The sequence below is a fragment of the Streptomyces sp. NBC_01241 genome (genome assembly GCF_041435435.1).
Classification (GTDB): Bacteria; Actinomycetota; Actinomycetes; order Streptomycetales; family Streptomycetaceae; genus Streptomyces.
The window spans coordinates 2,933,723-2,958,787 of the sequence record NZ_CP108494.1; the positions used below are offsets into that span (position 1 = coordinate 2,933,723).

The window sequence follows — 25,065 nt, forward strand, 5'->3', positions numbered from 1 at the left end:
GCGGGCCCGGCGCTCACACCCCGGCGGGCTCGTCCTCCCCGATGAAGGTGCGCCACAGCACGGCGTAGTGCCCTTCCCTGGCGAGGAGTTCGTCGTGCGTGCCGTCCTCGACGACCCGGCCGTGGTCCATCACCACGACCCGGTCGGCGCGGGCGGCCGTGGTCAGGCGGTGGGCGACGACCAGGGTGGTGCGGCGGCCGGTGAGCCTGTCGGTTGCCTGGTTGACCAGGGCCTCGCTGGCCAGGTCCAGGGAGGCGGTCGCCTCGTCGAGCAACAGGACGTCCGGGTCGACGAGTTCGGCGCGGGCGAGCGCGATCAGCTGGCGCTGGCCGGCCGAGAGGTTGCGGCCCCGCTCGGCCACCTCGTGCAGGTAGCCGCCGTCCAGCGTGGCGATCATGTCGTGGGCGCCGACCGCCCGCGCCGCCGCCTCCACCTCCGCATCGCCGGCCTCGGGCCGCCCGTACGCGATGGCGTCGCGGACCGTACCGGCGAAGAGGTACGCCTCCTGCGGTACGACCCCGAGCCGGTGCCGGTACGCGGTGAGGTCGAGGCGGCGCAGATCGGTGCCGTCCGCCGTGATCCGGCCGCCCGTCGGGTCGTAGTACCGGGCGACGAGCTTGACGAGGGTGGACTTCCCGGCACCCGTCTCGCCCACGAACGCGACCGTCTGGCCGGCCGGGATCCGCAGGTCGACACCGCTGAGGGCCTCCTCGGCGTCGTCGCCGCTCCCGTACGCGAAGGACACGTCCTCGAAGGCGATCTCGCCGCGCAGCGACAGCACGTCCAGCGGTTCGTCCGGGGCGTCGGTGGACGTCGGCTCCCGCAGCAGTTCCTGGATGCGGCCGAGGGAGACGGTGGCCTGCTGGTAGCCGTCGAAGACCTGGGAGAGCTGCTGCACCGGGGCGAAGAACAGGTCGATGTACAGGAGGTAGGCGACCAGCGCACCGGTGGTGAGCGTGCCGTTGTCGACCCGGCCCGCGCCGACGATCAGGACGGCCGCCGCCGCCACCGACGACAGCAGCTGCACGAACGGGAAGTACACCGAGATCAGCCACTGACCGCGGACCCTGGCCTCGCGGTAGTGGTCACTGCGCGCCGCGAAGCGGTCCGCGCCGTCACGCTCGCGGCGGAACGCCTGCACGATCCGCAGCCCGGAGACGGACTCCTGGAGGTCGGCGTTGACGGCGCTGATGCGCTCCCGGGCCAGTTCGTACGCCTGGACGCTCTTGCGGCGGAAGAAGAACGTACCGATGACCAGCACCGGCAGCGTCGCGAAGACGACGAGGGCCAGCTGCACGTCCAGGACGAGCAGCGCGACCATGATGCCGAAGAAGGTGACGACGGAGACGAAGGCCGTGACCAGGCCGGTCTGCAGGAACGTCGACAGCGCGTCCACGTCCGTCGTCATCCGGGTCATGATGCGGCCGGTCAGCTCACGCTCGTAGTAGTCCAGGCCGAGGCGCTGGAGCTGCGCGAAGATCTTCAGCCGCAGTGAGTACAGCACCCGCTCGCCGGTGCGGCCCGTCATCCGGGTCTCGCCGATCTGGGCGGCCCACTGCACGAGGACGACCACCAGGGCCAGCGCGGACGCCGCCCAGACCGCGCCGAGGGCGAGCTGCGAGACCCCCTTGTCGATGCCGTGCCGGATCAGTACGGGCAGCAGGAGCCCGCCGCCCGCGTCCACCGCCACCAGCGCCAGGCTCACCAGGAGCGGCAGCCCGAAGCCGCGCAGCAGCCTGCGCAGTCCGTAGGACTCCTCGGCGCCGACGGCCCGTGCCTCGTCGACGTCGGGTGTGTCGGTGGCCGGGGGCAGCGCCTCGACCTGGGCGAGCAGCTCGGGGGTGGCGGGCATGCCGGCCGTCCCGGTATCGCGCGGCTCCTCCTCGCGGACCCACAGGCGGGGGCTGATGCCGCGCTCGGCGTCGAACTCGGCGTCCAGTTCCTCCTGGAGCGCGCGGTCGTCCTCGGGGGTGGTGCCGGCGGTGGTGGTCGGCGGCTGGTGTCCGGGCGAGGTGCCGCCCAGCTCGTCGGGGTCGGTGAGCAGCCGCCGGTAGAGCGCGGAGCGGCGCTCCAGCTCCTCGTGCGTACCGATGTCGGCGAGCCTGCCATGTTCCAGGACGGCGATCCGGTCGGCGAGGCCGAGGGTGGAGCGGCGGTGGGCGACCAGGAGGGTCGTCCGCCCGGCCATCACCTGGCGCAGCGCCTCGTGGATCTCGTGCTCGACGCGGGCGTCGACGGCGGAGGTGGCGTCGTCGAGGAGGAGCAGCCGGGGGTCGGTGAGGATGGCGCGGGCGAGCGCGACGCGCTGGCGCTGGCCGCCGGAGAGGGTGAGTCCGTGCTCGCCGACCTTGGTGTCGTAGCCCTCGGGCAGGTCCGCGATGAACCGGTCGGCCTGGGCGGTGCGGGCCGCTTCCTCGATCTGTTCCCGGGTGGCGTCCGGGACGCCGTAGGCGATGTTGGCGCGGATGGTGTCGGAGAACAGGAAGCTGTCCTCCGGTACGAGGCCGATGGCGGCGCGCAGGGACTGCTGGGTCAGCTCGCGGACGTCGTGGCCACCGACCAGGACGGCGCCGTGGGTCACGTCGTAGAAGCGGGGCAGCAGCAGCGAGACGGTGGACTTGCCGCTGCCGGACGCGCCGACGACGGCGACGGTCTCACCGGGCTCGATGGTCAGCGAGAAGCCGTCGAGGACGGGGCGGTCGTCGGCGTAGCCGAACCGCACGTCGTCGAACTCGACGCTCGCGGGGGCGTCGGCCGGGAGTTCCTTGGTGCCGTCCTTCATGGTCGGCTCGGTGTCGATCAGTTCGAGTACGCGTTCGACGCCGGCCCGGGCCTGCTGTCCGACGGTGAGGACCATGGCGAGCATCCGGACCGGGCCGACGAGCTGGGCGAGGTAGGTGGAGAACGCGACGAACGTGCCGAGGGTGATCTCGCCGCGGGTGGCGAGCCAGCCGCCGAGGGCCAGCATCGCGACCTGGCCGAGCGCCGGGACGGCCTGGAGGGCGGGGGTGTAGCGGGCGTTCAGCCGGATCGTCCGCAGCCGCCCGGCGAAGAGCCTGCGCCCGACCTCGCGCAGCTTGCCGGTCTCCTGCTCCTCCTGCCCGAACCCCTTGACGACCCGGACCCCGGAGACGGCCCCGTCGACGACCCCGGCGACGGCGGCGGCCTGCCCCTGGGCGTACCAGGTGGCGGGGAAGAGCCGGGCGCGGGAGCGGCGGGCGATGTACCAGAGGGCGGGGGCGACGGCGACCGCGACCAGGGTGAGCAGGGGCGAGAGCCACGCCATGATCACCAGGGAGATGAGGAAGAGCAGCACGTTCCCGATGGTCATCGGGAGCATGAACAGCAGCCCTTGGATCAGCTGGAGGTCGCTGGTGGCGCGCCCGACGACCTGCCCGGTGGACAGCTCGTCCTGCCGCTTGCCGTCGAGGCGGGTGACCGTCCCGTACATCTCGGTACGGAGATCGTGCTGTACGTCGAGGGCGAGGCGGCCGCCGTAGTAGCGGCGGATGTACGTGGCCGCGTACACCAGCACGGCGGCGGCTACGAGGAGCCCGGTCCAGACGGCGAGGGACCGCGTGTGGTCGCCTACGACGTCGTCGATGATCACCTTGGTGATCAGCGGGACGAGGGCCATCACCGCCATGCCGGCGAGCGAGGAGCCGAGCGCCAGCAGCACATTGCGCCGGTAGCGCCACGCATAGCCGCTCAGCCGCCGAGCCCAGCCCGGCGCCCGTCCCGCGCCCGCCGTGCCTCTTGCGTCCACAGCGTCTTCTGCGTCCGTCACCGATGCCTCCCCGTTCGACCTGGTCTACCGGATGGCACCAACGCGGTGGGCAGCGGATTTCATCCCGCCGTTACGAAGACGGGTCCTTCGGCGTAGGCGGGTCCGTCATGGGTCCTACCCCATGTTCACTCATATGGTCGAATCCGGAGCGGAGGCGGATTCCCCCGCGAAGACGCAGGCCGGGGGCGAGGACGGCCCCGGCCGCGTCGGCTACGACTGCGGCGGCGCGGTGAGCATCCGCACCGCCGGAGCCTCCGGGACCGCGGGCACCGCTTCCTGCGGGGCGGCGGGCGGGGCGACGGTGGACTGGGTGGCGACGGCCGGATTGAGGTCCTTGTGCACGGCGCGGGCGACGGCCTGAATGGTGTTGATGCCGTCGTTCATCGTCTTGTTGTCCTGGGTGAGCACGGTGATCGCGTAGTCGTGCCCCTTGCCCGTGAACGCGCCGATGCTGTGCACCCGCCAGCCGTGGGTGGCACGCGGCAGCCAGCCGTTCTTGACCTGGACGGTCACTCCGGACGGCGCACCGGCGGGTGTGCCCCAGCGCTGGGAGGAGATGACCTTGCGCATCAGACCCAGTTCGTACGCCCGCGCGTTGTCGCTCAGCACGGAGTTCTTGGCGGTCAGCAGGGTCAGCAGCCGCAGCTCGTCCTGGGCGGTGATCTGCGTGAGACCCCAGTAGCCACCCGAGCCGGGCACGGTGTGCGTCATCCCGGCGGCCTTCAGGAACGCCTTGACCTTCGTCACCCCGAGCTGCTTCCACAGGCTGGTGGTCGCGTTGTTGTCGGACTTCGTGATCATGGCGGTGGCGAGGTTTATCTCACGCTGGGTGAGATAGCGGTTGTGCTTCTTGTTGTCCCACAGGAGCGTCGCCAGCACGGTCGCCTTCACGACACTGGCGGAGTCGTACTTCGTCGTGGCCCGCAGGGAGCAGTTCGTCCTGGTGGTCCGGTCGTAGAGCGCCACGGCCGTCGTGGACTTCCGTCCCTCGATCGCGGCGGCGATGTCCTTCGACAGCTTGGCGGCCAGTCCCGCCTTGCCGGATGTGCAGCTCACCGTCGGTGTCGCGGCGGCGGCGGGCGCGGCTCCGAACGCCACGGGGGCGATCACGCCTGCGGCGAGCGCGACGGAGAGTGCGGCCTGCGCGCGACGGGACACGTGCGGGCGACGGCCTGTACGAGACTGATCTTTCATGCGGCTTCTCCCCCTGGGCCGATCCGTACGGCGCGCCACGGCGCACCTGTCAGTAACGACTGCCGAACGGACGAAAAGTTGCCCGTGCCGGGCTGAGGAGTTGCTCGCCGGTCGCACCGGGTACCGACGGCCCCATGCGGTCCGGCACGGTGACAGGGGTGAACATGACGGCTGGTCAACCCGCCCGGAGAACGGGTCCGTCCCGTGCCCCGGCAGTCGGGGCACGGGACGGACGGACGCCGCCCTACAGATGCGTCGGCTCGAACATCCTCAGCAGGGCCGGGAGCACGACCACCGAAGGGCCCGGCTCCGCGAGGGACTTCGCCAGGTCGTCGGCGAGCGTCTCGGGGGTCGTACGGACCGCCGGGACACCGAAGGACTCGGCGAGGGCGACGAAGTCGGGGCGGGTCAGCTCGGTCGCCGTGGCCTCGCCGAAGGCGCCCGTCATGTACTCGCGCAGGATGCCGTAGCCGCCGTCGTCGACGATCAGCCAGGTGACCGGGAGGTCGTACTGGCGGGCCGTGGCCAGTTCCGCGATCGAGTACATCGCGCCGCCGTCGCCGGAGACCGCGAGGACCGGCTTCGTACGGTCGGCGGCCGCCGCGCCGAGGGCGGCCGGGAAGCCGTAGCCGAGGCCGCCCGCGCCCTGGGCCGAGTGCATCGTGTTCGGGCGGCGGGCGTCGAAGGCGGACCAGGCCCAGTAGGCGAGGATCGTCATGTCCCAGAAGCTGGGCGACGCGTCGGGCAGCGCCTCGCGGACCGCGGCGACGAGCTGCTGTTCCAGGGTGAGTTCCTGGCCGGCGATCCGGTCGCGTACCGCTTCGAGGACCGTACGGACCCGGTCCGGCGCCGACGGGTCCTCGCGGCGGTCGACCGCGTCGAGGAGGTCGGCCAGGGCCTCGCGGGCGTCGGCGTGGATGCCGAGCGCGGGGTGGTTGGACTCCAGCTTGCCGGCGTCGGCCTCGATCTGGACGACCCGGCCGCGCGGGGCGAACGTGTGGTAGTTCGAGGAGAGTTCACCGAGTCCGGAGCCGACGACCAGCAGCACGTCGGCGGACTCCAGGAAGTCCGTCGTGTAGCGGTCCTCCAGCCAGGACTGGAGCGAGAGCGGGTGTTCCCACGGGAAGGCGCCCTTGCCTCCGAACGTCGTGACGACCGGGGCGTCGATCTTCTCCGCGAGCGCGAGCAGCTTGCCCGACGCGTCGGACCGTACGACTCCGCCGCCCGCGATGATCGCCGGACGCTCGGCCTTCGACAGCAGATCGGCCGCGACGGCGATCAGTTCGGGACGGGCGTGCAGGATGCGCGGGGTGGCGTCCATCGCCGTGACGACGGGCAGGGTGGTCTCGGCCAGGAGCACGTCCTGCGGGATCTCGATCCAGACCGGGCCGTGCGGGGCGGTCAGCGCGGACTCCCAGGCGGCGGCGATCGCCGACGGGATCTGGGAGGCCGTACGGACGGTGTGGACGGACTTCACGACATCGCGGAACGATGCCTTCTGGTCCCGGAGTTCGTGCAGGTAGCCGTGGCGGCCACCGCCCAGGCCCGCGACCGGGATCTGGCTGGAGATGGCCAGCACGGGGGCGGACGCGGCCGCCGCCTCCTGGAGCGCGGCGAGCGAGGTGAGGGCGCCGGGTCCGGTGGACAGGAGCAGCGGGGCGACTTCGCCGGTGATGCGGCCGTACGCGTCGGCGGCGAAGCCCGCGTTGTTCTCGACGCGCAGGCCGATGTACGTCAGCGCCGAGCGGCGCAGCGCGTCGAACATGCCGAGCGCGTGCTGGCCGGGCAGGCCGAAGACGGTGGTCGCGCCGAGGCCCTGGAGGGTCTCGACGACGAGGTCGCCGCCGTTGCGCCCGGCCGGGGGGGTCAGAGCGGCCGCGATCTGCTCGGGGGTGAGCTGCGGCCGCTCGTCGTGGTGGTCGTGGCTCACTTCGTACGGGCCTCTGCGATCTGGCGGGACATGACCGTCGTCAGCTCGTACGCCGTGTGGGAGGCGGCGACGGAGGTGATCTCGGCGTGATCGTACGCGGGGGCGACCTCGACCAGGTCGGCGGAGACCAGGTTGCAGGAGGACAGCCCGCGGACGATTTCGAGCAGCTCGCGGGAGGTCAGTCCGCCGGCCTCGGGGGTGCCGGTGCCGGGCGCGTGCGCCGGGTCGAGGACGTCGATGTCGATGGAGATGTAGAGCGGCCGGTCGCCGATGCGCTGACGGAGCTGGTCGGTGACCTCGTCGACGCCGCGGCGCATGACGTCGGCGGAGGTGACGATGCCGAAGCCCATCTTCGCGTCGTCGTCCAGGTCCTGCTTGCCGTAGAGCGGGCCGCGGGTGCCGACGTGGGAGAGCGCGGAGGTGTCGAGGATGCCTTCCTCGACGGCGCGGCGGAACGGGGTGCCGTGGGTGTACTCGGCGCCGAAGTAGGTGTCCCAGGTGTCGAGGTGGGCGTCGAAGTGGAGCAGGGCGACCGGGCCGTGCTTCTTCGCGACGGAGCGCAGCAGCGGCAGCGCGATGGTGTGGTCGCCGCCGAGCGTCATCAGGCGGGCGCCGGTGGCCAGCAGGTCGTCGGCCGCGGCCTCGATCGTCTCGACGGCCTCGTTGATGTTGAACGGGTTCGCGGCGATGTCCCCGGCGTCGGCGACCTGCGCGAGGGCGAACGGCGAGGCGTCCTGCGCCGGGTTGTACGGGCGCAGCAGGCGCGACGCCTCACGGATCGCGTTGCCACCGAAGCGGGCGCCGGGCCGGTAGGAGACACCCGTGTCGAAGGGCACGCCGACGACGGCGACATCGGCGGTGCCGACCTCGTCGAGACGGGGCAGCCGGGCGAACGTCGCGGGTCCGGCGTACCGCGGGACGCGGGAGGAGTCGACGGGACCGCGCGGCGTTTCGTTGCTGCTCATGGTGGATGCCTTCCTTCGGGATTCGTACGGTGTTCAGTGTGCGGGGCCGGGTGCGGACCCCGTCTCGACGGTTTCGCCCTCAGTCGCCGGACGGGCTTGAAACCCGAGCCCGCCCGGCGACTGAGGACGAGATCAAGTCCGCCCAGCGATTGACGGCGAGATCAAGCCCGTCCGGCGTTTGAGGACAAAAGGCGGTTACGTCGTGGCCGGCTCACTCGTCGGCTCACTCGCCGGCTCCGCCGGCTCCGCACCCCGCCCCGCCAGGCGCTCGCGCCAGTTGGCCAGTACCGCCGCGTCGGTCGGCTTCGTCGCCAGGGAGACGACGATGTACACCGCGAGCGAGGCCAGCAGGCCGTAGTAGATGGGTTCGTTGGCGAGGATGCCGTACGCCGCCATCAGGCCGATCACGGAGAGCCCGCCGACCGACACCGCGGCCAGCGCGCCCACGACGGTGCCGCGGCGCCACAGCAGACCGCCCAGGATCGGCACCAGCAGACCGCCGACGAGCAGGTTGTACGCGGCGGTCAGGGCCTCGACCACGTTGTTGAGCGCGATGGCGATGGCGATGACGCCGACGCCCATGATGAGGATGAAGACCCGGTTGCCCTTCACCTCGTCGTGCTCCTCGCCGCCGCCCCGCGACACCGCGCCGCGCAGCCGGGACCAGATGTCGTTGTTGGCGACGGTGGCACAGGCGATCAGCGCTCCGGAGGACGTGGACATCACGGCGGCGAGTGCGGCGGCCAGCACCAGTCCTCGTACGCCGACGGGCAGTTCGTCCCTGACGATGGTCGCGAACGCGGCGTCCGCGCTGGGCAGGTTCGGGTACAGGACCTTCGCGGCGGTGCCGATGACGGCGCCCGCGATCGCGTAGACCAGACAGTACGTACCGGCGACCGTGCCGCCCCAGCGCGCCGTGCGGTCGCTCCTCGCCGTGAACACCCGCTGCCAGATGTCCTGGCCGATCAGCATGCCGAAGGTGTAGATCAGCACGTACGTGAAGATCGTCTCGCCGCCGATGCCCAGCGGGTCGAAGTACTCGGTGGGCAGCTTGGCCTTCATCTCGCTGAAGCCGCCGGCCTTGATCACCGCGATGGGCAGCAGGAGCAGCAGCACGCCGATCGTCTTGACGACGAACTGCACCATGTCGGTGATGGTGATCGACCACATGCCGCCGAGCGTCGAGTACGCGACGACGATGGCGCCGCCGAGGATGATCGCGACGGTCCGGTTCAGGTCGAAGAGGACGTCGAAGATGGTGGCGTACGCGATGGTCGAGGTGACCGCGAGCATCAGCGTGTACGCCCACATGACGACGCCGGAGATGAGGCCGGCCCGGCCGCCGTAGCGCAGGTCGAGCATCTCGGAAACGGTGTACACCTTCAGCCGGGCGATGCGCGCCGAGAAGAAGACGGACAGGGCGAGCAGTCCGAGGCCGATGGTGAAGACCATCCAGGCGCCGGAGAGTCCGTACTTGTAGCCGAGGCCGACACCGCCGATGGTGGAGGCGCCGCCGAGAACGATGGCGGCCATCGTGCCGGAGTACATCCAGGGGCCGAGGCGGCGGCCCGCCACCAGGAATTCGCTCTTGGACTTGGCGCGGCGCATGCCCCACCAACCCATGGCGAGCATGCCGGCCAGGTACACGATGATCACCGCGTAGTCGACAGCCATGGGCTTCCTCCGTTCCGGTTCAGGTGTACACGTACGTACACGGAGAAGACGGTAGGTGGCCCGCCAGCGGCACTGAAGTGTACGTTTCATCCATCATCACCGTCACCGATGGATGGACCATCCATGTCGGAAGCCCCGATCGGGCCCATCCCGCCCGCTCCCCCACCTGCCCCCACGCCCTCCGCCGCCCCGCCTGCCACTCCCACTCCCCCCACTCCGCCGATCCCGCTCACGGAGCTGCTCGCCCGGGAGGAGCTCGGGCTGCACCGGATCGCGGGTCCGGCCGAGGCGGAGGTGCTGTGGGTGCACACCTCGGAGATGGCCGACCCGTACCCGTATCTGCTCGGCGGTGAGCTGCTGCTGAGCGCCGGGCTGACGCTCAAGGACCCGGACACCTACGTGGCGCGGCTGGTCGAGGCGGGGGCGGCGGCGCTCGGTTTCGGGGTGACGCCGGTGTTCGACACGGTGCCGCGGGCGCTGATCGAGGCGTGCGACCGGCACGGTCTGCCCCTGGTGGAGGTGCCGCCCGAGACCCCGTTCACGACGATCGCCCGGGCCGTGTGGCGGCTGATGGCCGAGGCCCGCCACCGTGAGCTGCGCCGGGTGACCCGGGCGCAACAGGCCCTGGCCACGGCGGCGGCCCGGCCTGACCCGGTGCCCGCGGTGCTGCACCAGCTGGCGGCCCAGCTGGGGGGCCGGGCGGTGCTGCTCTCCGCGGACGGCAAGGAGCTGCACGCGGCGGGCCGCCGCCCGGCCCCCGACGTCGGGGCGGCGCTGGCCCGGCTCACCCGGGTGGTCTGCGCCGGGCCGCGCCCCGCGCCGACGTCCGCCACCGACACGGTGCAGGGCGCGCATCTGTCCGCGTACGCGCTGGGCGGCGGCCAGGGTCTCGTCCTGGCGCTCGGGACGGACCGGCGCGAGGGGGGCGACCACACGATCGCCGGGGTGGCGGTCGTCCTGCTCTCCCTGCTGGCCGCCCCGCACCAGGGCGCGGACGCGGCGGGCCGCTCGGCGGCCCTCGTACGGCTGCTGCTGGGCGCGGACCCGCAGGACGTCGCCCCGCTGCTCGGCGGTGCCGAGCAGTGGACGGTGGTGCACGCGCGCCGCAGCGGCGGCGCCGGTCCGGTCGACCCGCTGACCGCCGGCGCGCTGGGCGCGTCCCTGGGCTCCGCCCTGGTCGACGCGGGCCGGGGCCGCGACGCCGTCAGGGTGCTGGTCCCCGGCGACGACCGGATCACCCCGCAGCCCGGCTGGACGCTCGGCGCCTCCGCCCCCGCACCCATCACCGCGCTCGACCTCGCCGACGGCCAGGCGTCCCGCTCCCTGGGCCGCGCCGTGGCCACCCGCACCCCGCTGGCCCACCACCACTCCGGCCCCGGCTCCGGCCTGTCCGCCCTGATCCCCCCGGACCAGGCCGAGGCCCACGCCCGCGCCCTCCTCGCCCCGCTCACCGAGCCCCTGACCGAGACCCTGCGCTGCTGGCTGAGCCTGCACGGCAGCTGGGACCGCACGGCCACCGCCCTCCAGGTCCACCGCAACACGGTCCGCCAGCGCATCGCCCGCTGTGCGGCGCTCCTGGACGCGGACCTGGACGACATGGACGTACGGACGGAACTGTGGTTCGCGTTGCGGCGGGGGTGAGGCGGTGGCGGGGCGCGCGTACCGGCACCGGCACCGGCACCGATTCGGGTGTCGGTCATGTCAGTCCACCGCCCCGCCGTCGGCCAGGGCGTGGTGGTCGAGTCAGGCCGGCGCGAGCGCCGTGCGCGGCACGCAGTTGCTCGGTGTCCGCGAGGCGCGTGACGAGGTCGTCGGCGAAGTCCGGGAGCGAGCCGCGTTCCAGGATGCCGGCGAGCGCGATCTCGCGGCTTCGGCGTGTGCGTGCGTTGCGGTGCATGCGAACGGGACGCACCGGGTCCCGGCCACCGTGCTGGGCGCCGCCGCGAACGGACGCACACGTTCGGTGGCGGTCTCGGCATCCGTGGACGGTGGCACGTCGTGGACCCGGGTCCCGGTCGAGCGGGGTGCCGTCACGATCCACAACCCGCGCGCGGGCACCGGCGTCTCATTGCGTACCGCGCTGACCGACGCCGAGGGGAACACCCTCACCCGGACCGTCATCGACGCCTACCGCACGCAGTGACCCCGTGAAGCCTGCCCATGACCCCGTAATCCGGGCAGACGAAACGGCGACCGTGCGCGCCGGTGTACACAGGGGCATCCCGAGCCGTGACACACGCTTCGGGCGCCCCTCCTTCCGCCCTGGCTCCTGCGACAACAGCCGTGACACGGTGGCGTTCACCAAGAGTGCCTAACTCGTCACGCACGGGAATGAAGGGGATTCTCCATGAACCGCATCACCGCGCTCGCCGTCACCTCGCTCGCCTTGGCACTGGGACTCGGCAACGGGCCCGCCGCGGCCGGAGCCGCCGAAAACGCTGGTAGCGCCGCCGGTGCCGGGAGGGCCGCCGTCGGCAGCGCCCGGGCTTCGTACAGCTGCAGTCCCGGCTACTTCTGTATCTACAGCGACTGGAACGGAGGTGGCACCCGCTGCCAGTGGTCGGACAAGAAGCGGGCGAATACCGCCGACGACTGCTCCTTCATCCAGCGGGGCCAGAACGTCCGCTCTGTCTGGAACGCGACCGGGCATCGCGTGCAGTACTACACCCAGACCAACTACAACGCCCGGGTCGGATCCACCCCTGCCGGAAGCGGCGGCAACCTCCAGGGGAGCTACCAGATCCGGTCCTTCAAGCCCCAGTAACCCCGACCTCATCGAGCCGCAGGCTCTGCGCCAGACGGTGCGGGTGAGGCCCGCAGCAGGCACCCCCCGGTCGGCCGACCGGGGGGTGCCTCCACGCGCTTCTCCCCTCACCCCCTCCACCCTCACGCCTCACTTCCCGGTGGCGCGAGCAAGAATGTCGCATATATTCCATTTTGTGGGTGGTCATGCACCTGGTGTTCCTTCCAGCGCCGGTTGGGAACTGCCGCCCGAGGTCGTGCCATTCCCGGCCCGCCCGCTCACGGAATCCGATCGCGGCAAGAGCCGTACGGCTTGCCACCGGCTCCTGCTTGAGGGGAATCATGGCTGACGAGACGTTCGCGCCCCCGGGCGAAGTCTGGAGCGGCGAAGGATGTCCGGTAAGTGCGTTTGCTCGGCGGTCGTTTCTTCAGGGTGCCGCCGCGGGCCTGACCACAGCGGCGGGCGGGGCTGCCCTGGGAAGCGGTGCGGCGCTGGCCGACACCGTGGCTGTCCCCGAGGCACAACCGAAATCTCGCGCGGTCCCCTTCCACGGCTATCACCAGGCGGGCATCGCCACTGCGCCCCAGCAGGACGCGATTTTCGTCTCGTTCGACGTGACCGCCTCCGGCCGTACGGAACTCACCGACCTGTTCCGCACGCTGACCTCGCGAGCCCGCTTCCTCACGGCGGGCGGCAGGCCACCGGAGGTGCCCCCGACCGCAACGCCGACGGACAACGGCATCCTGGGGCCCACGGTCGTGGCGGATGGTCTCACCCTGACAGTCGGAGTGGGCGCGTCCCTCTTCGACGACCGCTACGGACTGAGCGCGCGCAAGCCGGTCCAGCTCGCCACGATGACTCCCTTCCGCCATGACGACCTGGACCCCGCGCTGAGCCAGGGTGACCTGCTGATCCAGATCTGCGCCGATCACCGCGACACGACGGTGCACGCGCTGATCGACATCCTGACCCACACCGGTTCCGCGATGAAGCTGCGCTGGCGCATCGACGGCCAGCGCAATCCGGAGCGTCCGGTCGGTGTCCGGCGCGACTGGTTCGGCTTCAAGGACGGCATCTCCAATCCATCCGTCTCCGACGACGCCCAGATGAATCAGGTGGTCTGGGTCCAGCCGAAGAACGCCGAACCGGCCTGGGCCGCGGGTGGCACGTACCACGTGGTGCGTATCGTGCACTTCTTCATCGAGGCGTGGCAGAAGGTGCCCGTCGCCCAACAAGAGCAGATCTTCGGCCGCCGCAAGGCGAGTGGCGCCCCCATGTACGCCGCGGGCGAGAACACCACGGATCTTCTCGATCCCATCTACACCAACGACCCGCAGGGCCTGATCACCCCGCTGAACTCCCACATCCGCCTTGCCAATCCCCAGACCCCGCAGACCGCGTCGACCAGCACCATCCTGCGTCGCAGCTACGACTACGACCGGAGCCCCAACCCGCCGGACCTCGACATGGGGCATGCGTTCGTCTGCTTCCAGCAAGAACTCAATACGTACATCGCCATGCAGACCCGGTTGGAAGACGAAGCACTGGTGCCGTTCATCAGCCCACGGGGCGGGGGCTACTTCTTCGCACTTCCGGGCGTCCGGGACGAGAAGGACCACTACGCCCGCGGGCTCCTGATCTGATCCGGACCCCGCTGCCGGGCAGCCGTCGGCGGGATGCCGCCCGGCCTCGGACCGAACCATCGCAACGCGCACAGGAGGCGAGATGCACTCTGCCCTGCGGACCCGAGCCGGCCGCAGCCGCCGGCAACCCGGCAGGACGCTTCGGCCGGCACTCGCCGCGACCATGGGGATCCTGTTGATCTCCTGTACGCCCGGCGTCGCAGCCAGAAAGGAACCCGCCCCTGCGTCGGCCGCGCCCAGTGCCGACGCCAGTAGCCGCGTGTATGTGACGAACCAGCAGGACAACACGCTCTCGGTGGTGGACGCCCGTACCTACAAGGTCCTCGCAACCGTACCGGCCGGCACGGCGCCCGAAGGTGTCGCGGTCACCAAGGACGGCAGGCACGTGTACATCGCCAACAGCGGCTCTGCCCGGGTCTCGGTCCTCGACACCCGGAACAACAAGATCGTCACAACCGTGCCGGTCGGGAAGAGCCCCACGGGTGTCGGCCTCAGCCCCGACGGCAGGTCCCTCTATGTCACCAACGGCAGTTCCAACACCGTCTCGGTGATCGACACCGGAACCAGCCGGGTGGCCGCGACCATCCCGGTCGGTACATCCCCGGTGAGCGTTGCGTTCAGTCGTGACGGTGGCAGGGCCTACGTGGCGAACGCCGGGTCGGGCGATCTGTCGGTCATCGACACCCGCACGCGCCGTGTCGCCCGGCAACTCCCCGCGGGGCACTCCCCGGTGGGCGTCGCCGTCACACCGGACGGCGAGTCGGCCTACGTCGCCGACGAAGCGGGAAAGCAGGTCCTTGCCATCGCAACCCGTACCGGCAAAGCGACTGCCGTGCACGTCGGCCAGGGCCCCTTTGACGTGGCCATCGGGCCCGACGGCCGCTTCGCGTATTCCGCCGATCTCGGCCCGGGCAACGTTTCCGTGATCGACACCAGCAGCCACCGCGTCTCGGCGGCCATTGCCCTGGGGCCTCCTGGCACCGACCCGTTCAACCTGGAAGTCACCAGCCGGGCCATCTACGTCACAAACCAAGGAGCGGGCACCCTCACCGTCATCGACCCGACATCCCACAAGGTCGTCGCGACTGTCACCCTCGGCGCCAGCCCTTACGGCGTGGCAGTGAGCTGAGCGTGCGCCGCACAAAGGGAAGTTCGCGCAGTGGCACGGCTTCTACGACGGGAAGCCCATCGAGCCAGTGCTTTACGCACGGCGCTGGGCGGTCATCGGAATGCGCACAGCTCACGCCGCAGGTTCTGCACACCCGTTGGCTCCCGCGTTCACGCCCATGGCCCACTTCTGTGACCCGGTCGGAGTACGTGGCCGTGCCCGCCGGTGCGGACGCGTGAACACTCGGTGCGGCAGATCCCACGGAAGGCGAGGACGACATGGCAGTACTTCAGGGCACCGGCTCGCGGCGCCGAATACGCCGCGAGCATGCCATGGCAGCCGGATGCGCCATGGTCATGTGCACGGCCGTGGCGGCCCCTGCCGTCACGGGCGGCGGCAGGACCCCGGCCAAACCCACCATCGTGCTGGTGCACGGGGCGTTCGCGGACGCCTCCAGTTGGAACGGGGTCGTCGAACGCCTCGAACACCGCGGCTACACCGTCATCGCCCCCGCCAACCCGCTGCGCGGGCTGTACAACGACTCCACCTACATCGCTTCCGTCCTGGACAGCGTCAAGGGGCCGATCGTGCTGGCGGGGCATTCGTACGGCGGCGCCGTGATCAGCTCGGCCGCCGCGGGCAACCCCCGGGTGAAGTCGCTGGTGTACGTGTCGGCGCTGATGCCCGACGTGGGCGAGAGCGGTATGTCCCTGGGCGCCAGGTTCCCCAGCGAACTCGGCACCGCCACCAGGTCCGTTCCCTACCGAGCCGGCGGCGGGGCCGTGGGGACCGACCTGTACCTCAAGCCCGACAGGCTCCATCAGGTCTTCGCCGCCGACCTGCCGGAGAGCACCGCGAGGGTCCTGGCGGTGACCCAACGGCCCGTGGCGACGACCGCGTTCTCGGAGAAGGCCAAGGTGGCCGCCTGGAAGCACATCCCCTCGTGGTTCCTCGTCGCGAAGCAGGACAAGACCGTCAACCCCGACCAGGAACGCTTCGAGGCGAAGCGCGCGGGTTCGCACACGGTGGAGATCGACTCGTCCCACGTGGCGATGATCTCCCACCCCGAAGCGGTCACCGACCTCGTCCTCCGAGCCGCCACGGCGGCCGACTGACACCCGGCCGGCGTCGGCCGCCACCGCGTCCACCGAAGACGCCCGGGCCGGGGGTGGAAAAGGATCAAGGAACCCCAGCAGAAAGCCTGATGAGCCCTTCCCGGCCGGCGGCCGGGAAGGGCTCTTGCGCGTATCCGGCCCAGCCGGACACGCGGGCGTGCTGAGCATCACCCTGGACAGCGCCGGTGACCGCCGGGTAACTTTTGACCAGAGCTGAGCAAGCGCTTAGCCAGCCTGGCCGAAGCTCGCCCGATGCCGGCCCGAAGCCGATCGAAGCTGACCAAGGAGGCACCTCCGTGCGCCGTACGGTATTCAACGAGGACCACGAGGCGTTCCGGGAGACCATCCGCGCCTTCATCGAGGCCGAGGTCGCCCCCGTCTACGACGAGTGGTTCGCGGCCGGCCAGGTGCCCCGCGACTTCTACTACAAGCTCGCCGAGCTGGGCATATTCGGCATCGAGGTGCCGGAGGAGTTCGGCGGCGCCGGGGTCGAGTCGTTCAAGTTCGAGGCGATCATCTCCGAGGAGTGCGCCCGCGCGGCCGTCAACTTCGGCGGCTCCGGCGTGCACGTCCTGCTCTGCCTGCCGTACATCAAGGCGTACGCCACCGAGGAGCAGAAGAAGCGCTGGCTGCCGGACTTCGTCAGCGGCAGGACGATGTACGCCATCGCCATGACCGAGCCGGGCACCGGTTCCGACCTGGCCGGCATGAAGACCACCGCCAAGCTCTCCGAGGACGGCACGCACTACGTCCTCAACGGCGCCAAGACGTTCATCACCGGCGGCGTCCACGCCGACCGGGTCATCGTCTGCGCCCGCACGGACGCGCCCAAGGCGGACGACCGGCGGCACGGCATCTCCCTCCTCGTCGTCGACACCAAGGCCGAGGGCTACTCGGTCGGCCGCAAGCTCGACAAGCTGGGGCTGCGCACCTCCGACACCGCCGAGCTGGCGTTCGTCGACGTCAAGGTGCCGGTCGAGGACCTCCTCGGCGAGGAGAACAAGGGCTTCTCCTACCTCGGCCAGAACCTGCCGCAGGAGCGCCTCGGCATCGCCGTCGGCGCGTACGCCCAGGCCAAGGCCGCCGTCCGGTTCGCCCAGAACTACGTGCAGGACCGCACCGTCTTCGGCAAGACCGTCGCGTCGTTCCAGAACACCAAGTTCGAACTGGCCGCCTGCCAGGCCGAGGTGGATGCCGCCGAGGCCGTCTGCGACCGCGCCATCGAGGCCCACGACGCCGGTGAGCTGACCGCCGCCGAGGCCGCCTCCGCGAAGCTGTTCTGCACCGAGGTGGCGCACCGGGTCATCGACCGCTGCCTCCAGCTGCACGGCGGCTACGGCTACATGAACGAGTACCCGATCGCCCGCCTGTACGCGGACAACCGGGTCAACCGCATCTACGGCGGCACGAGCGAGGTCATGAAGTCGATCATCGCCAAGTCCATGGGGCTGTGAGAGCGGCTACGTTCTCCCTATGAGCGCAGCACTTGATTCCCTGCTCGATCTGCTCGACCTGGAGCAGATCGAGCAGGACATCTTCCGGGGTACGAGCCGTTCGGCGATCGTGCCCCGCGTCTTCGGCGGCCAGGTCGCGGCCCAGGCCCTGGTCGCCGCGGGCCGTACCGTCCCCACCGGCCTTCCCCGGGCTCTCGGCCCCGCTCGAGCAGGGGAGACCCCCTCCGCCCACTCGCTGCACTCCTACTTCCTGCGGATGGGCGACCCGGGCGCGCCGATCGTCTACAGCGTCGACCGCATCCGCGACGGCCGCTCCTTCACCACCCGCCGGGTCGTCGCCGTCCAGCACGGCCAGCCGATCTTCCACCTCTCGGCGTCCTTCCAGACGCACGAGGAGGGGCTGGAGCACCAGGCGGCCATGCCGCCCGCCCCGGACCCCGAGACGCTGCCCACCGCCGCGCAGATGCTGCCCCGGTACGCGGACCGCTTCAGCGACCCGGGCATCGTGGACCGGATGATCGAGGCACGGGCCGCGGTCGACCTGCGGTACGTCGACGCGCCGCCCTTCGGCACGGTCGGCGAACCGCGCGAGCCCCGCTCCCAGGTGTGGTTCCGCACCAACGGCAAGCTCGCGGACGACCCGCTGCTGCACGTCTGCATGGCAACGTACGTCTCCGACATGACACTGCTCGACTCGGTGCTCCTCGCCCACGGGCGCGGCGGCTGGACGGTCGGCGACGTGGTCGGGGCGAGCCTGGACCACGCGATGTGGTTCCACCGGCCGTTCCGGGCCGACGAATGGCTGCTGTACGACCAGGAGTCGCCGTCCGCGTCCGGCGGGCGGGGGCTCGGCCAGGCCCGGATATACACGCAGGACGGGCGGCTGGCGATCACCGTGATCCAGGAGGGCGTGGTCCGCGTTCCCCGGGACTGACCCGTCGCCCCTTTCGAACGGACCGACACCCCCGCCCCCGTCGGCGTCAGATCAGCCCCGCCGCGTCCAGCAGATAGTCCGTCAGCGGGTCGTAGAACCGCGGGTCCAGCACGTGGTCGTCCAGCGGTACGGCCACCTGGAGCGTCCCCTCCGCCTCGGCGAGGAACAGCGCCGGGTCGTTGCAGTCCGCGTACCCCACCGCGTCCAGCCCGCGCTGCGCCGCGCACCCGGCCCATCCGTGGTCGGCGACCACCAGGTCCGGCAACGGCCGGCTCTCCCGCTCCAGACCGTCCAGGATCGCGGCCATCGGGGCGGGCGAGTGCGTGTGCCAGAGGGTCGCGCCGCGTTCCTGCACCGCGACGTCCGCGAACTGGAACACCATGCCCTCGTCGGCCACCAGCCCCGAGGGGATCCGTACGATCTCGCACCCGGCGGCCCGCAGCGCCTGCGCGGTCCGCCGGTGCACGTCGAGGAGTCCGCCCGGGTGCCCGGTCGCGAACAGCACGCGCTGCGCGCCCGCCGCCGCCTTGCGCAGCCGCGCCGCCATCCGCTCCAGGGCGTCGACCGTCAGCTCCGGGTCGATGGTGTCCTGCCCGAACCGGTGTTCCGGGTCGTCGCTGACCCCGCACCGCTCGGCCATCACGGCCAGCACGTCCTGCTCGTCGCGCCACCGGTCCCCGAGCTCCAGACCCAGCCAGAAGTGGCGCTCGCCGTTGGCGAGTTTGCGGTAGTGGGAGAGGTTGTTGTCGCGGGGGGTGGCGACGTCTCCGGCGATGCGCGTACGGACGAGATGTTCGACGAGGGCGGCACGGCTGGGTATCGGCATGAACCCATTGTGCCGTCAGGTGTGCGCAGTGTGCCGGGTGTCTTGCAGGACGGACCGCCCGGACGCGCCGTCCGGTCAGGGAAGCCTGGTCGAGTGGGTGATCTTCTTGAGGTGGTAGTACGTGGCGACGCACTGTCCCGGCCACAGCCTCTTGCCGTGGTCACCGAACGGCTCCAGCATGTTGCTGACCGACACCGGTGTGTACGGAAGCACCTGGGCGCCGCGGGCCGCCTGTTCCCTCAGCCACCGGTCCTGCCGGTCCCAGTTCTGGGCGCGCACGTCCATCTTCCGCTCCAGCTGGAACAGCGGGACGGCAAGCCCGGCGCAGACCCCGGCGCAGACGGCTCCGGCGGCCACCGCCGTCGCCGCGCGGATTCCCCACCGGACGGTGCGCAGCGCCCGCCCCAGCAAGGCGCCGACGCCGACCAGGAGCAGCACGTACAGCAGGAGGAAGTCGCCCCAGATGCGCGACGCGGTTGTCACGCTCGCCCCGAAGGCGGGGTGGGCGACGACGATGCAGAGGTAGCCGGAGACCAGGAAGGCGAGGAATCCGACGACGACCGGAAGGAAGGGCCGGCGGCGCAGGGACCCCTCCGGCGCGTCCTTTCCCTGCGGCCCGCCGCCGCGCACGAGCAGGCCCAGCAGTACGCCGACGGCGATCGCTCCCGCATACTGCCAGGTCGTGAAGATCGTCCCGAGGATGTGCGCGAACGCCCGCAGCGCCGTGGTCAGTGCCTCCGGCCCGAACATCGAAGCGCTGTCGGCGCCGAACCGTTCGCGCCGGGTGCGTGCGCCGGGCGACAGGTACAGGATGGCCGTCCCGACCGCGACTCCGGCGAAGGCGACGACGCACCAGATACGGGTGTGGGTGCGGCCGGGGCCGGGAAGGGCCCAACGACTGATCAGCAGGACGGCGGCGAGCAGCGTGAACGCGACGACCGACGTCTCCTCCGACAGGGTGCCGATGAAGATCCCGGCCAGGTACGCGACGCCCAGCGCGAGGGCGCGTCCCCGCCCGGTCCGTGCGCGCAGCAGGGGGATCAGGGCGGCGCAGGCCAGTACCGGTGAGACGGTGTGCGAGACGGAGTTGGCGGGCCAGTAGAACGCCTTGTACGGGTTGGGCGTCGCGAGAAAGAAGATCACCGCCGTCATCGCGCCCACCAGCAGCGCGAGCCCGCGCGGCGCGGTCAGCCCGGCTCTCTTGAGCACGGAGGCGATGAGCGCCCAGAGGATGCCCAGCATGAGCACCCCGCTGACCAGGGCGAACCACTGATGGCCCGCGACACCGAAGGCCCCGTACGCGATGACGAGCAGCGCGTTGGCGATGCGTCCGTTGTCGTGGAGGAAGAACTTCGCGATCATCCCGGAAGCGCCCTCGTCCCGTACGACCGGGAGGAAGCACCAGTCGTCCCCGCCCGGACGGACCAGGCGGCCGATCCAGAAGGCCGCGCCGAGCAGGGCGAGCGGCAGCAGGGTGAGGGCCGTCGTCCCGATCGTCGCCCACCGCCGCGCGGGGGCCGGGCGCGCTTGCGGCGGGTGGGAGTCCGCGCTCTGCGCCTGTGCGCCGGCGGCCTCCGGCGTATCGGCAGATGCGGATTTCGACGTGTCAGCGGTCATGTGCACTGGGTGTCCTCCGTACGGTGCTCGCGTCCTGCCCGCCGAGAGGTTCGGGCGGTGGGGTTCGCGGTGTGGTTTCACGGTGCGGTGTGTCCGGCACGGCTCTCGGCCGGACCGGCGCTCTGCCGGGCCAGGTCGGTGCCGGAGTCGATGGCCCAGCGGGCGAGGAGGAACGAGAAGGGGGTGGCGAGGATTCCCGCGGCCACGGCGGCGATGTTCTTGTCCATGCCCAGCCTGCTCACGCCGAGGTAGAGCAGAACGCCCGTGAGTACGAGATTGACGACGCTCGACAGGGGATACCGGACGAAGGCCTGCCAGGTCGGCTTCGTACGACAGGTGATGTACGAGTTGAGCAGGAAGGATCCCACGATGCTGACCGTGTATCCGATGACGTGCGCGGCCAGATAGGGAATCCAGGTATTCAGCGTGGCGTACACGGCCAGATATACCACCGTATTAATTACTCCGATCAGCCCGAAATCGACGAACTGGCGCAGGGTCCGGAACCGGGACGCCCCGAGCGCGGTCGATCCGGTACGCCCGGCCGGCGCTCTCCTGTCCCCGGGCGCGGACGGTCGCGGACGCACCTCTGCCGGAACATCGAACGGGAGGACCTGCGGAGATTCATTCGTTTCGCGCACCACGTAGTGCGGACGGCGTTTCACCTCGCTGTAGATGCGTCCCACGTATTCACCGATGACGCCGAGCGTGGCGAGCTGGATTCCGCCGAGCGCCACGATGGCGGTCAGCAGGGTGGTGTAGCCGGGTACGGCGACGCCGTGGAGCACGACGCCGGCGATGGTCCACAGGGCGTATGCCAGTGCCGCCAGCGCGAGCGCGAGGCCGCCGTGGATGGCCAGGCGCAGCGGGCGGCTGTTGAAGGAGATCAGCCCGTCGATCCCGTAGTTGAACAGGCGTCTGCCGCCCCACTTCGAACGTCCCGCCGCACGCTGGATGTTGCGGTACGTGAAGCTGACGGTCTCGAAACCGATCCAGGAGAAGATCCCCTTGGAGAACCGGTTGCTCTCGGGCAGCGCGAGCACGGCGTCCACGGCGGTGCGCGACAGCAGCCTGAAGTCGCCCTCCCCGTCGACGACCTCGACGTCCATGCACCGGCCCATGGCCCGGTAGTAGGCGGCGCTGAGAAAGGTGCGCAGGGCGCCCTCGCCGTCGCGGTCGCGCCGCGCGACGACCTGGTCGTAGCCGCGCTGCCGCAGCTCCAGCATGCGGGGCACCAGTTCGGGCGGGTGCTGGAGGTCGGCGTCCATGAGGACGACGGCGTCGCCGCGGGACATGCGCAGCCCCGCGAGTATGGCGGCCTCCTTGCCGAAATTGCGGCTGAAGGAGGTGTAGCGGACCCGCCGGTCCGCGGTGGCGAGTGAACCGATCCGGAGCCTGGTCCGGTCACTGCTGCCGTCGTCGACATAACAGATCTCGAAGGTCCGCCGAGTGGGTTCGAGGGCGGAGATCAGCGCACGGTGAAATGCCTCGATGACCTCGTCCTCATTGAAACACGGGACAACGATCGAAACCTGACATGTTTTCATTTAAATCCCCCATCAGGCGTGGGTGAGCCAGCTCAAACCATATGCCTGGGGGCGCCGCGAAACCCCGACCGACGGAGCTCGTCGGGGAAAAAGAAAGAGAATCCGAGGAACTCCCTGACTCCTCTCTCTTTAATTCATATATTCAAGGCCGCGTTGAATCGGGTGCCCTCCGCCGGGCACCGGCCCGCAGGCCTTACGGGCGGACCGCCGCCGCCTCGAACGCCCCGCGCGCCAGCCGGTGCAGCAGTGCCGCCGTGTCTGCGCGGTCCGGCTGCGCGCCGGGACGACCCAGGTGCGGGGTCGAGTTCAGCAGCCCGAAGACGGCGTGGACGGCGGCGCGGGCCTCGTGTTCGGGCAGGTCCGGATACACCTCGCGGACGACCTCCACCCACACCTCGACGTACTGCCGCTGGAGCTGGCGGACCCGCTTGCGGTCGGCGTCCCGGAGGCGGTCCAGCTCACGGTCGTGGAGGGTGATCAGGGGGCGGTCGTCGAGGGCGAAGTCGATGTGGCCCTCGATGAGCGCGTCGAGCAGGGCCTGCGGCGAGCCGTCGCCACAGGCGGCGTCCTCCGACACCCGCAGCCGTCCGCCCGCCAGCAGCCGCTCGCTGATGCCGACGAGCAGCTCGGCGAGCATCGCGTCCTTGCCGGGGAAGTGCCGGTAGAGACCGGGGCCGCTGATGCCGACCGCGGCACCTATCTCGTCGACGCCGACGCCGTGGAAGCCGCGCTCGGCGAAGAGGCGGGCGGCCTCCTTGAGGATCTGCTCGCGGCGGGTGGGGGCGTCCGTCCTGATGGTCATGGATTCGATTCTAGACAGCCGGGTTAGCGGTCGTTAACCTGAAGACATACGTTAACGCTCACTAACTACTGCGGTACGGGCAAGGGGGCTCGACAGGATGCAGCAGGCACCGGTTCTGGCGAGCGCGGCCGATCCCGCCTCCGAGGCCTGGCAGGCCAACGAGGCGGCGCATCACGCGCTCGCCGACGAGCTGCGCACGCGGCTCGCCACGGCCAGGCTCGGCGGGGGTGAGAAGGCGCGGGCCCGGCATGTGGCGCGCGGCAAACTGCTGCCCCGGGACCGGGTGGACACCCTGCTCGATCCGGGTTCCCCGTTCCTGGAGCTGGCCCCGCTGGCGGCCGAGGGGCTGTACGGGGGCGCCGCCCCGGCGGCCGGGGTGATCGCAGGGATCGGCCGGGTCAGCGGCCGGGAGTGCGTGATCGTCGCCAATGACGCGACCGTCAAGGGCGGCACGTACTACCCGATGACCGTGAAGAAGCACCTGCGCGCCCAGGAGGTGGCGCTGGAGAACCGGCTCCCCTGCCTGTATCTCGTCGACTCGGGCGGCGCGTTCCTGCCGATGCAGGACGAGGTCTTCCCGGACCGGGAGCACTTCGGGCGGATCTTCTACAACCAGGCCCGGATGTCGGGGGCCGGCATCCCGCAGATCGCGGCCGTGCTGGGGTCGTGCACGGCGGGTGGGGCGTACGTCCCCGCGATGAGCGACGAGGCCGTGATCGTACGGAACCAGGGCACGATCTTCCTGGGCGGTCCGCCGCTGGTGAAGGCCGCGACCGGCGAGGTCGTGACGGCCGAGGAGCTCGGCGGCGGCGAGGTGCACTCCCGTACGTCGGGGGTCACCGACCATCTCGCCGAGGACGACGCGCACGCGCTGCGGATCGTGCGGAACATCGTCGCCACGCTGCCGGAGCGCGGAGCACTGCCGTGGTCGGTGCGGCCGGCCGAGGAGCCGAAGGTCGATCCCGCCGGGCTGTACGGGGCCGTCCCGGTCGATTCCCGCACGCCGTACGACGTCCGGGAGGTGATCGCCCGGGTGGTGGACGGCTCACGGTTCGCCGAGTTCAAGGCGGAGTACGGTACGACGCTGATCACCGGTTTCGCCCGGATCCACGGCCACCCGGTCGGGATCGTCGCCAACAACGGCATCCTGTTCTCCGAGTCCGCCCAGAAGGGCGCCCACTTCATCGAGCTGTGCGACCAGCGCGGCATCCCGCTGGTCTTCCTGCAGAACATCTCGGGTTTCATGGTGGGGCGCGACTACGAGGCCGGTGGCATCGCCAAGCACGGCGCCAAGATGGTGACGGCGGTCGCCTGCACCCGCGTGCCGAAGCTGACGGTGGTCGTCGGCGGTTCGTACGGCGCGGGCAACTACTCGATGTGCGGCCGCGCCTACTCCCCCCGCTTCCTGTGGATGTGGCCCAACGCGAAGATCTCCGTCATGGGCGGCGAGCAGGCCGCGTCCGTCCTCGCGACGGTCAAGCGCGACCAACTGGGCGACGACTGGAGCGCGGCGGACGAGGAGGCGTTCAAGGCCCCGGTCCGCGAGCAGTACGAGACCCAGGGCAACGCCTACTACGCCACGGCCCGGCTCTGGGACGACGGCGTGATCGACCCGCTGGAGACCCGGCAGGTACTGGGGCTCGCCCTGACCGCGTGTGCCAACGCCCCGCTGCCCCAAAAGGACCACGCAGCGCCCGGCTTCGGCGTCTTCCGGATGTGAGGAACA

At 70.8% G+C, this 25,065-nt stretch carries 18 protein-coding genes; 9 read left to right on the forward strand and 9 right to left on the reverse strand.

The window, feature by feature from the left end:
* Window positions 1–13: 13 nt before the first annotated feature.
* From OG306_RS12785 to OG306_RS12805, 5 genes are all read right to left on the reverse strand, one after another.
* Window positions 14–3,787, reverse strand: coding sequence for an ABC transporter ATP-binding protein (locus tag OG306_RS12785; RefSeq protein WP_371665306.1), 3,774 nt, complete (start codon window positions 3,785–3,787; stop codon window positions 14–16).
* Window positions 3,788–3,997: 210 nt separating this feature from the next.
* Window positions 3,998–4,981 (reverse strand): serine hydrolase, encoded by a 984-nt coding sequence (locus tag OG306_RS12790; RefSeq protein WP_266746302.1) that lies wholly within the window; start codon window positions 4,979–4,981, stop codon window positions 3,998–4,000.
* A 244-nt stretch (window positions 4,982–5,225) separates the two neighbouring features.
* Window positions 5,226–6,911 carry a thiamine pyrophosphate-binding protein gene (locus OG306_RS12795; RefSeq protein WP_266746303.1) on the reverse strand — a complete coding sequence of 562 codons (1,686 nt, stop codon included), beginning with the start codon at window positions 6,909–6,911 and terminating at the stop codon, window positions 5,226–5,228.
* A complete protein-coding gene (speB, locus tag OG306_RS12800) occupies window positions 6,908–7,876 on the reverse strand; it encodes an agmatinase (protein ID WP_266746304.1) in 969 nt (322 codons plus the stop codon). Before speB ends, OG306_RS12795 begins: the two co-directional genes overlap by 4 nt.
* Window positions 7,877–8,071: 195 nt before the next feature.
* Window positions 8,072–9,550, reverse strand: a complete 1,479-nt coding sequence (locus OG306_RS12805; protein WP_371665307.1) for a sodium:solute symporter — start codon at window positions 9,548–9,550, stop codon at window positions 8,072–8,074.
* Window positions 9,551–9,673: 123 nt separating this feature from the next.
* Between OG306_RS12805 and OG306_RS12810 the strand changes: the two genes are divergently transcribed.
* The 8 genes from OG306_RS12810 to OG306_RS12845 all read left to right on the forward strand — a co-directional run bounded on the left by OG306_RS12810 (window position 9,674) and on the right by OG306_RS12845 (window position 18,547).
* Window positions 9,674–11,191, forward strand: coding sequence for a PucR family transcriptional regulator (locus tag OG306_RS12810; protein WP_266906678.1), 1,518 nt, complete (start codon window positions 9,674–9,676; stop codon window positions 11,189–11,191).
* Window positions 11,192–11,312: 121 nt separating this feature from the next.
* Complete coding sequence (locus OG306_RS12815; RefSeq protein WP_266746307.1) at window positions 11,313–11,693, forward strand: hypothetical protein; 381 nt, start codon at window positions 11,313–11,315, stop codon at window positions 11,691–11,693.
* Between the two features lie 204 nt (window positions 11,694–11,897).
* Window positions 11,898–12,314: a peptidase inhibitor family I36 protein gene (locus tag OG306_RS12820; RefSeq protein WP_371665308.1), complete on the forward strand. Its 417-nt coding sequence runs from the start codon at window positions 11,898–11,900 to the stop codon at window positions 12,312–12,314.
* Window positions 12,315–12,796: 482 nt separating this feature from the next.
* The gene (locus tag OG306_RS12825; RefSeq protein WP_371665309.1) at window positions 12,797–13,936 is read left to right on the forward strand and encodes a Dyp-type peroxidase; all 1,140 of its coding nucleotides are present in this window, start codon (window positions 12,797–12,799) and stop codon (window positions 13,934–13,936) included.
* 163 nt (window positions 13,937–14,099) lie between these two features.
* Window positions 14,100–15,065: a cytochrome D1 domain-containing protein gene (locus tag OG306_RS12830; protein WP_371666230.1), complete on the forward strand. Its 966-nt coding sequence runs from the start codon at window positions 14,100–14,102 to the stop codon at window positions 15,063–15,065.
* 257 nt (window positions 15,066–15,322) lie between these two features.
* Window positions 15,323–16,159, forward strand: a complete 837-nt coding sequence (locus tag OG306_RS12835; protein ID WP_266906674.1) for an alpha/beta fold hydrolase — start codon at window positions 15,323–15,325, stop codon at window positions 16,157–16,159.
* 296 nt (window positions 16,160–16,455) lie between these two features.
* The gene (locus OG306_RS12840) at window positions 16,456–17,613 is read left to right on the forward strand and encodes an acyl-CoA dehydrogenase family protein (RefSeq protein ID WP_266906672.1); all 1,158 of its coding nucleotides are present in this window, start codon (window positions 16,456–16,458) and stop codon (window positions 17,611–17,613) included.
* A 19-nt stretch (window positions 17,614–17,632) separates the two neighbouring features.
* Window positions 17,633–18,547, forward strand: coding sequence for an acyl-CoA thioesterase (locus OG306_RS12845; protein ID WP_266746312.1), 915 nt, complete (start codon window positions 17,633–17,635; stop codon window positions 18,545–18,547).
* Window positions 18,548–18,593: 46 nt separating this feature from the next.
* Here OG306_RS12845 and OG306_RS12850 read toward each other — a convergent pair whose 3' ends face one another.
* From OG306_RS12850 to OG306_RS12865, 4 genes are all read right to left on the reverse strand, one after another.
* Window positions 18,594–19,373, reverse strand: coding sequence for a phosphatase (locus OG306_RS12850; RefSeq protein WP_266746313.1), 780 nt, complete (start codon window positions 19,371–19,373; stop codon window positions 18,594–18,596).
* A 75-nt stretch (window positions 19,374–19,448) separates the two neighbouring features.
* A complete protein-coding gene (locus OG306_RS12855; RefSeq protein ID WP_266746314.1) occupies window positions 19,449–20,990 on the reverse strand; it encodes a DUF6056 family protein in 1,542 nt (513 codons plus the stop codon).
* A 77-nt stretch (window positions 20,991–21,067) separates the two neighbouring features.
* Window positions 21,068–22,537: a glycosyltransferase gene (locus tag OG306_RS12860; RefSeq protein ID WP_266746315.1), complete on the reverse strand. Its 1,470-nt coding sequence runs from the start codon at window positions 22,535–22,537 to the stop codon at window positions 21,068–21,070.
* A 193-nt stretch (window positions 22,538–22,730) separates the two neighbouring features.
* Window positions 22,731–23,339, reverse strand: a complete 609-nt coding sequence (locus OG306_RS12865; protein ID WP_266746316.1) for an SACE_7040 family transcriptional regulator — start codon at window positions 23,337–23,339, stop codon at window positions 22,731–22,733.
* A 97-nt stretch (window positions 23,340–23,436) separates the two neighbouring features.
* Between OG306_RS12865 and OG306_RS12870 the strand changes: the two genes are divergently transcribed.
* Window positions 23,437–25,059, forward strand: a complete 1,623-nt coding sequence (locus tag OG306_RS12870; protein ID WP_327259258.1) for a carboxyl transferase domain-containing protein — start codon at window positions 23,437–23,439, stop codon at window positions 25,057–25,059.
* Window positions 25,060–25,065: the final 6 nt, after the last annotated feature.

Coding starts and splice junctions, on each gene's coding strand:
- OG306_RS12805 (WP_371665307.1), bottom strand. CDS start 9,550: ATGGCTGTCGACTACGCGGTGATCATCGTGTACCTGGCCGGCATGCTC.
- OG306_RS12790 (WP_266746302.1), bottom strand. CDS start 4,981: ATGAAAGATCAGTCTCGTACAGGCCGTCGCCCGCACGTGTCCCGTCGC.
- OG306_RS12850 (WP_266746313.1), bottom strand. CDS start 19,373: ATGCCGATACCCAGCCGTGCCGCCCTCGTCGAACATCTCGTCCGTACG.
- OG306_RS12810 (WP_266906678.1), top strand. CDS start 9,674: ATGTCGGAAGCCCCGATCGGGCCCATCCCGCCCGCTCCCCCACCTGCC.
- OG306_RS12820 (WP_371665308.1), top strand. CDS start 11,898: ATGAACCGCATCACCGCGCTCGCCGTCACCTCGCTCGCCTTGGCACTG.
- OG306_RS12830 (WP_371666230.1), top strand. CDS start 14,100: ATGGGGATCCTGTTGATCTCCTGTACGCCCGGCGTCGCAGCCAGAAAG.
- OG306_RS12845 (WP_266746312.1), top strand. CDS start 17,633: ATGAGCGCAGCACTTGATTCCCTGCTCGATCTGCTCGACCTGGAGCAG.
- OG306_RS12865 (WP_266746316.1), bottom strand. CDS start 23,339: ATGACCATCAGGACGGACGCCCCCACCCGCCGCGAGCAGATCCTCAAG.
- OG306_RS12835 (WP_266906674.1), top strand. CDS start 15,323: ATGGCAGTACTTCAGGGCACCGGCTCGCGGCGCCGAATACGCCGCGAG.
- speB (WP_266746304.1), bottom strand. CDS start 7,876: ATGAGCAGCAACGAAACGCCGCGCGGTCCCGTCGACTCCTCCCGCGTC.
- OG306_RS12855 (WP_266746314.1), bottom strand. CDS start 20,990: ATGACCGCTGACACGTCGAAATCCGCATCTGCCGATACGCCGGAGGCC.
- OG306_RS12860 (WP_266746315.1), bottom strand. CDS start 22,537: ATGAAAACATGTCAGGTTTCGATCGTTGTCCCGTGTTTCAATGAGGAC.
- OG306_RS12870 (WP_327259258.1), top strand. CDS start 23,437: ATGCAGCAGGCACCGGTTCTGGCGAGCGCGGCCGATCCCGCCTCCGAG.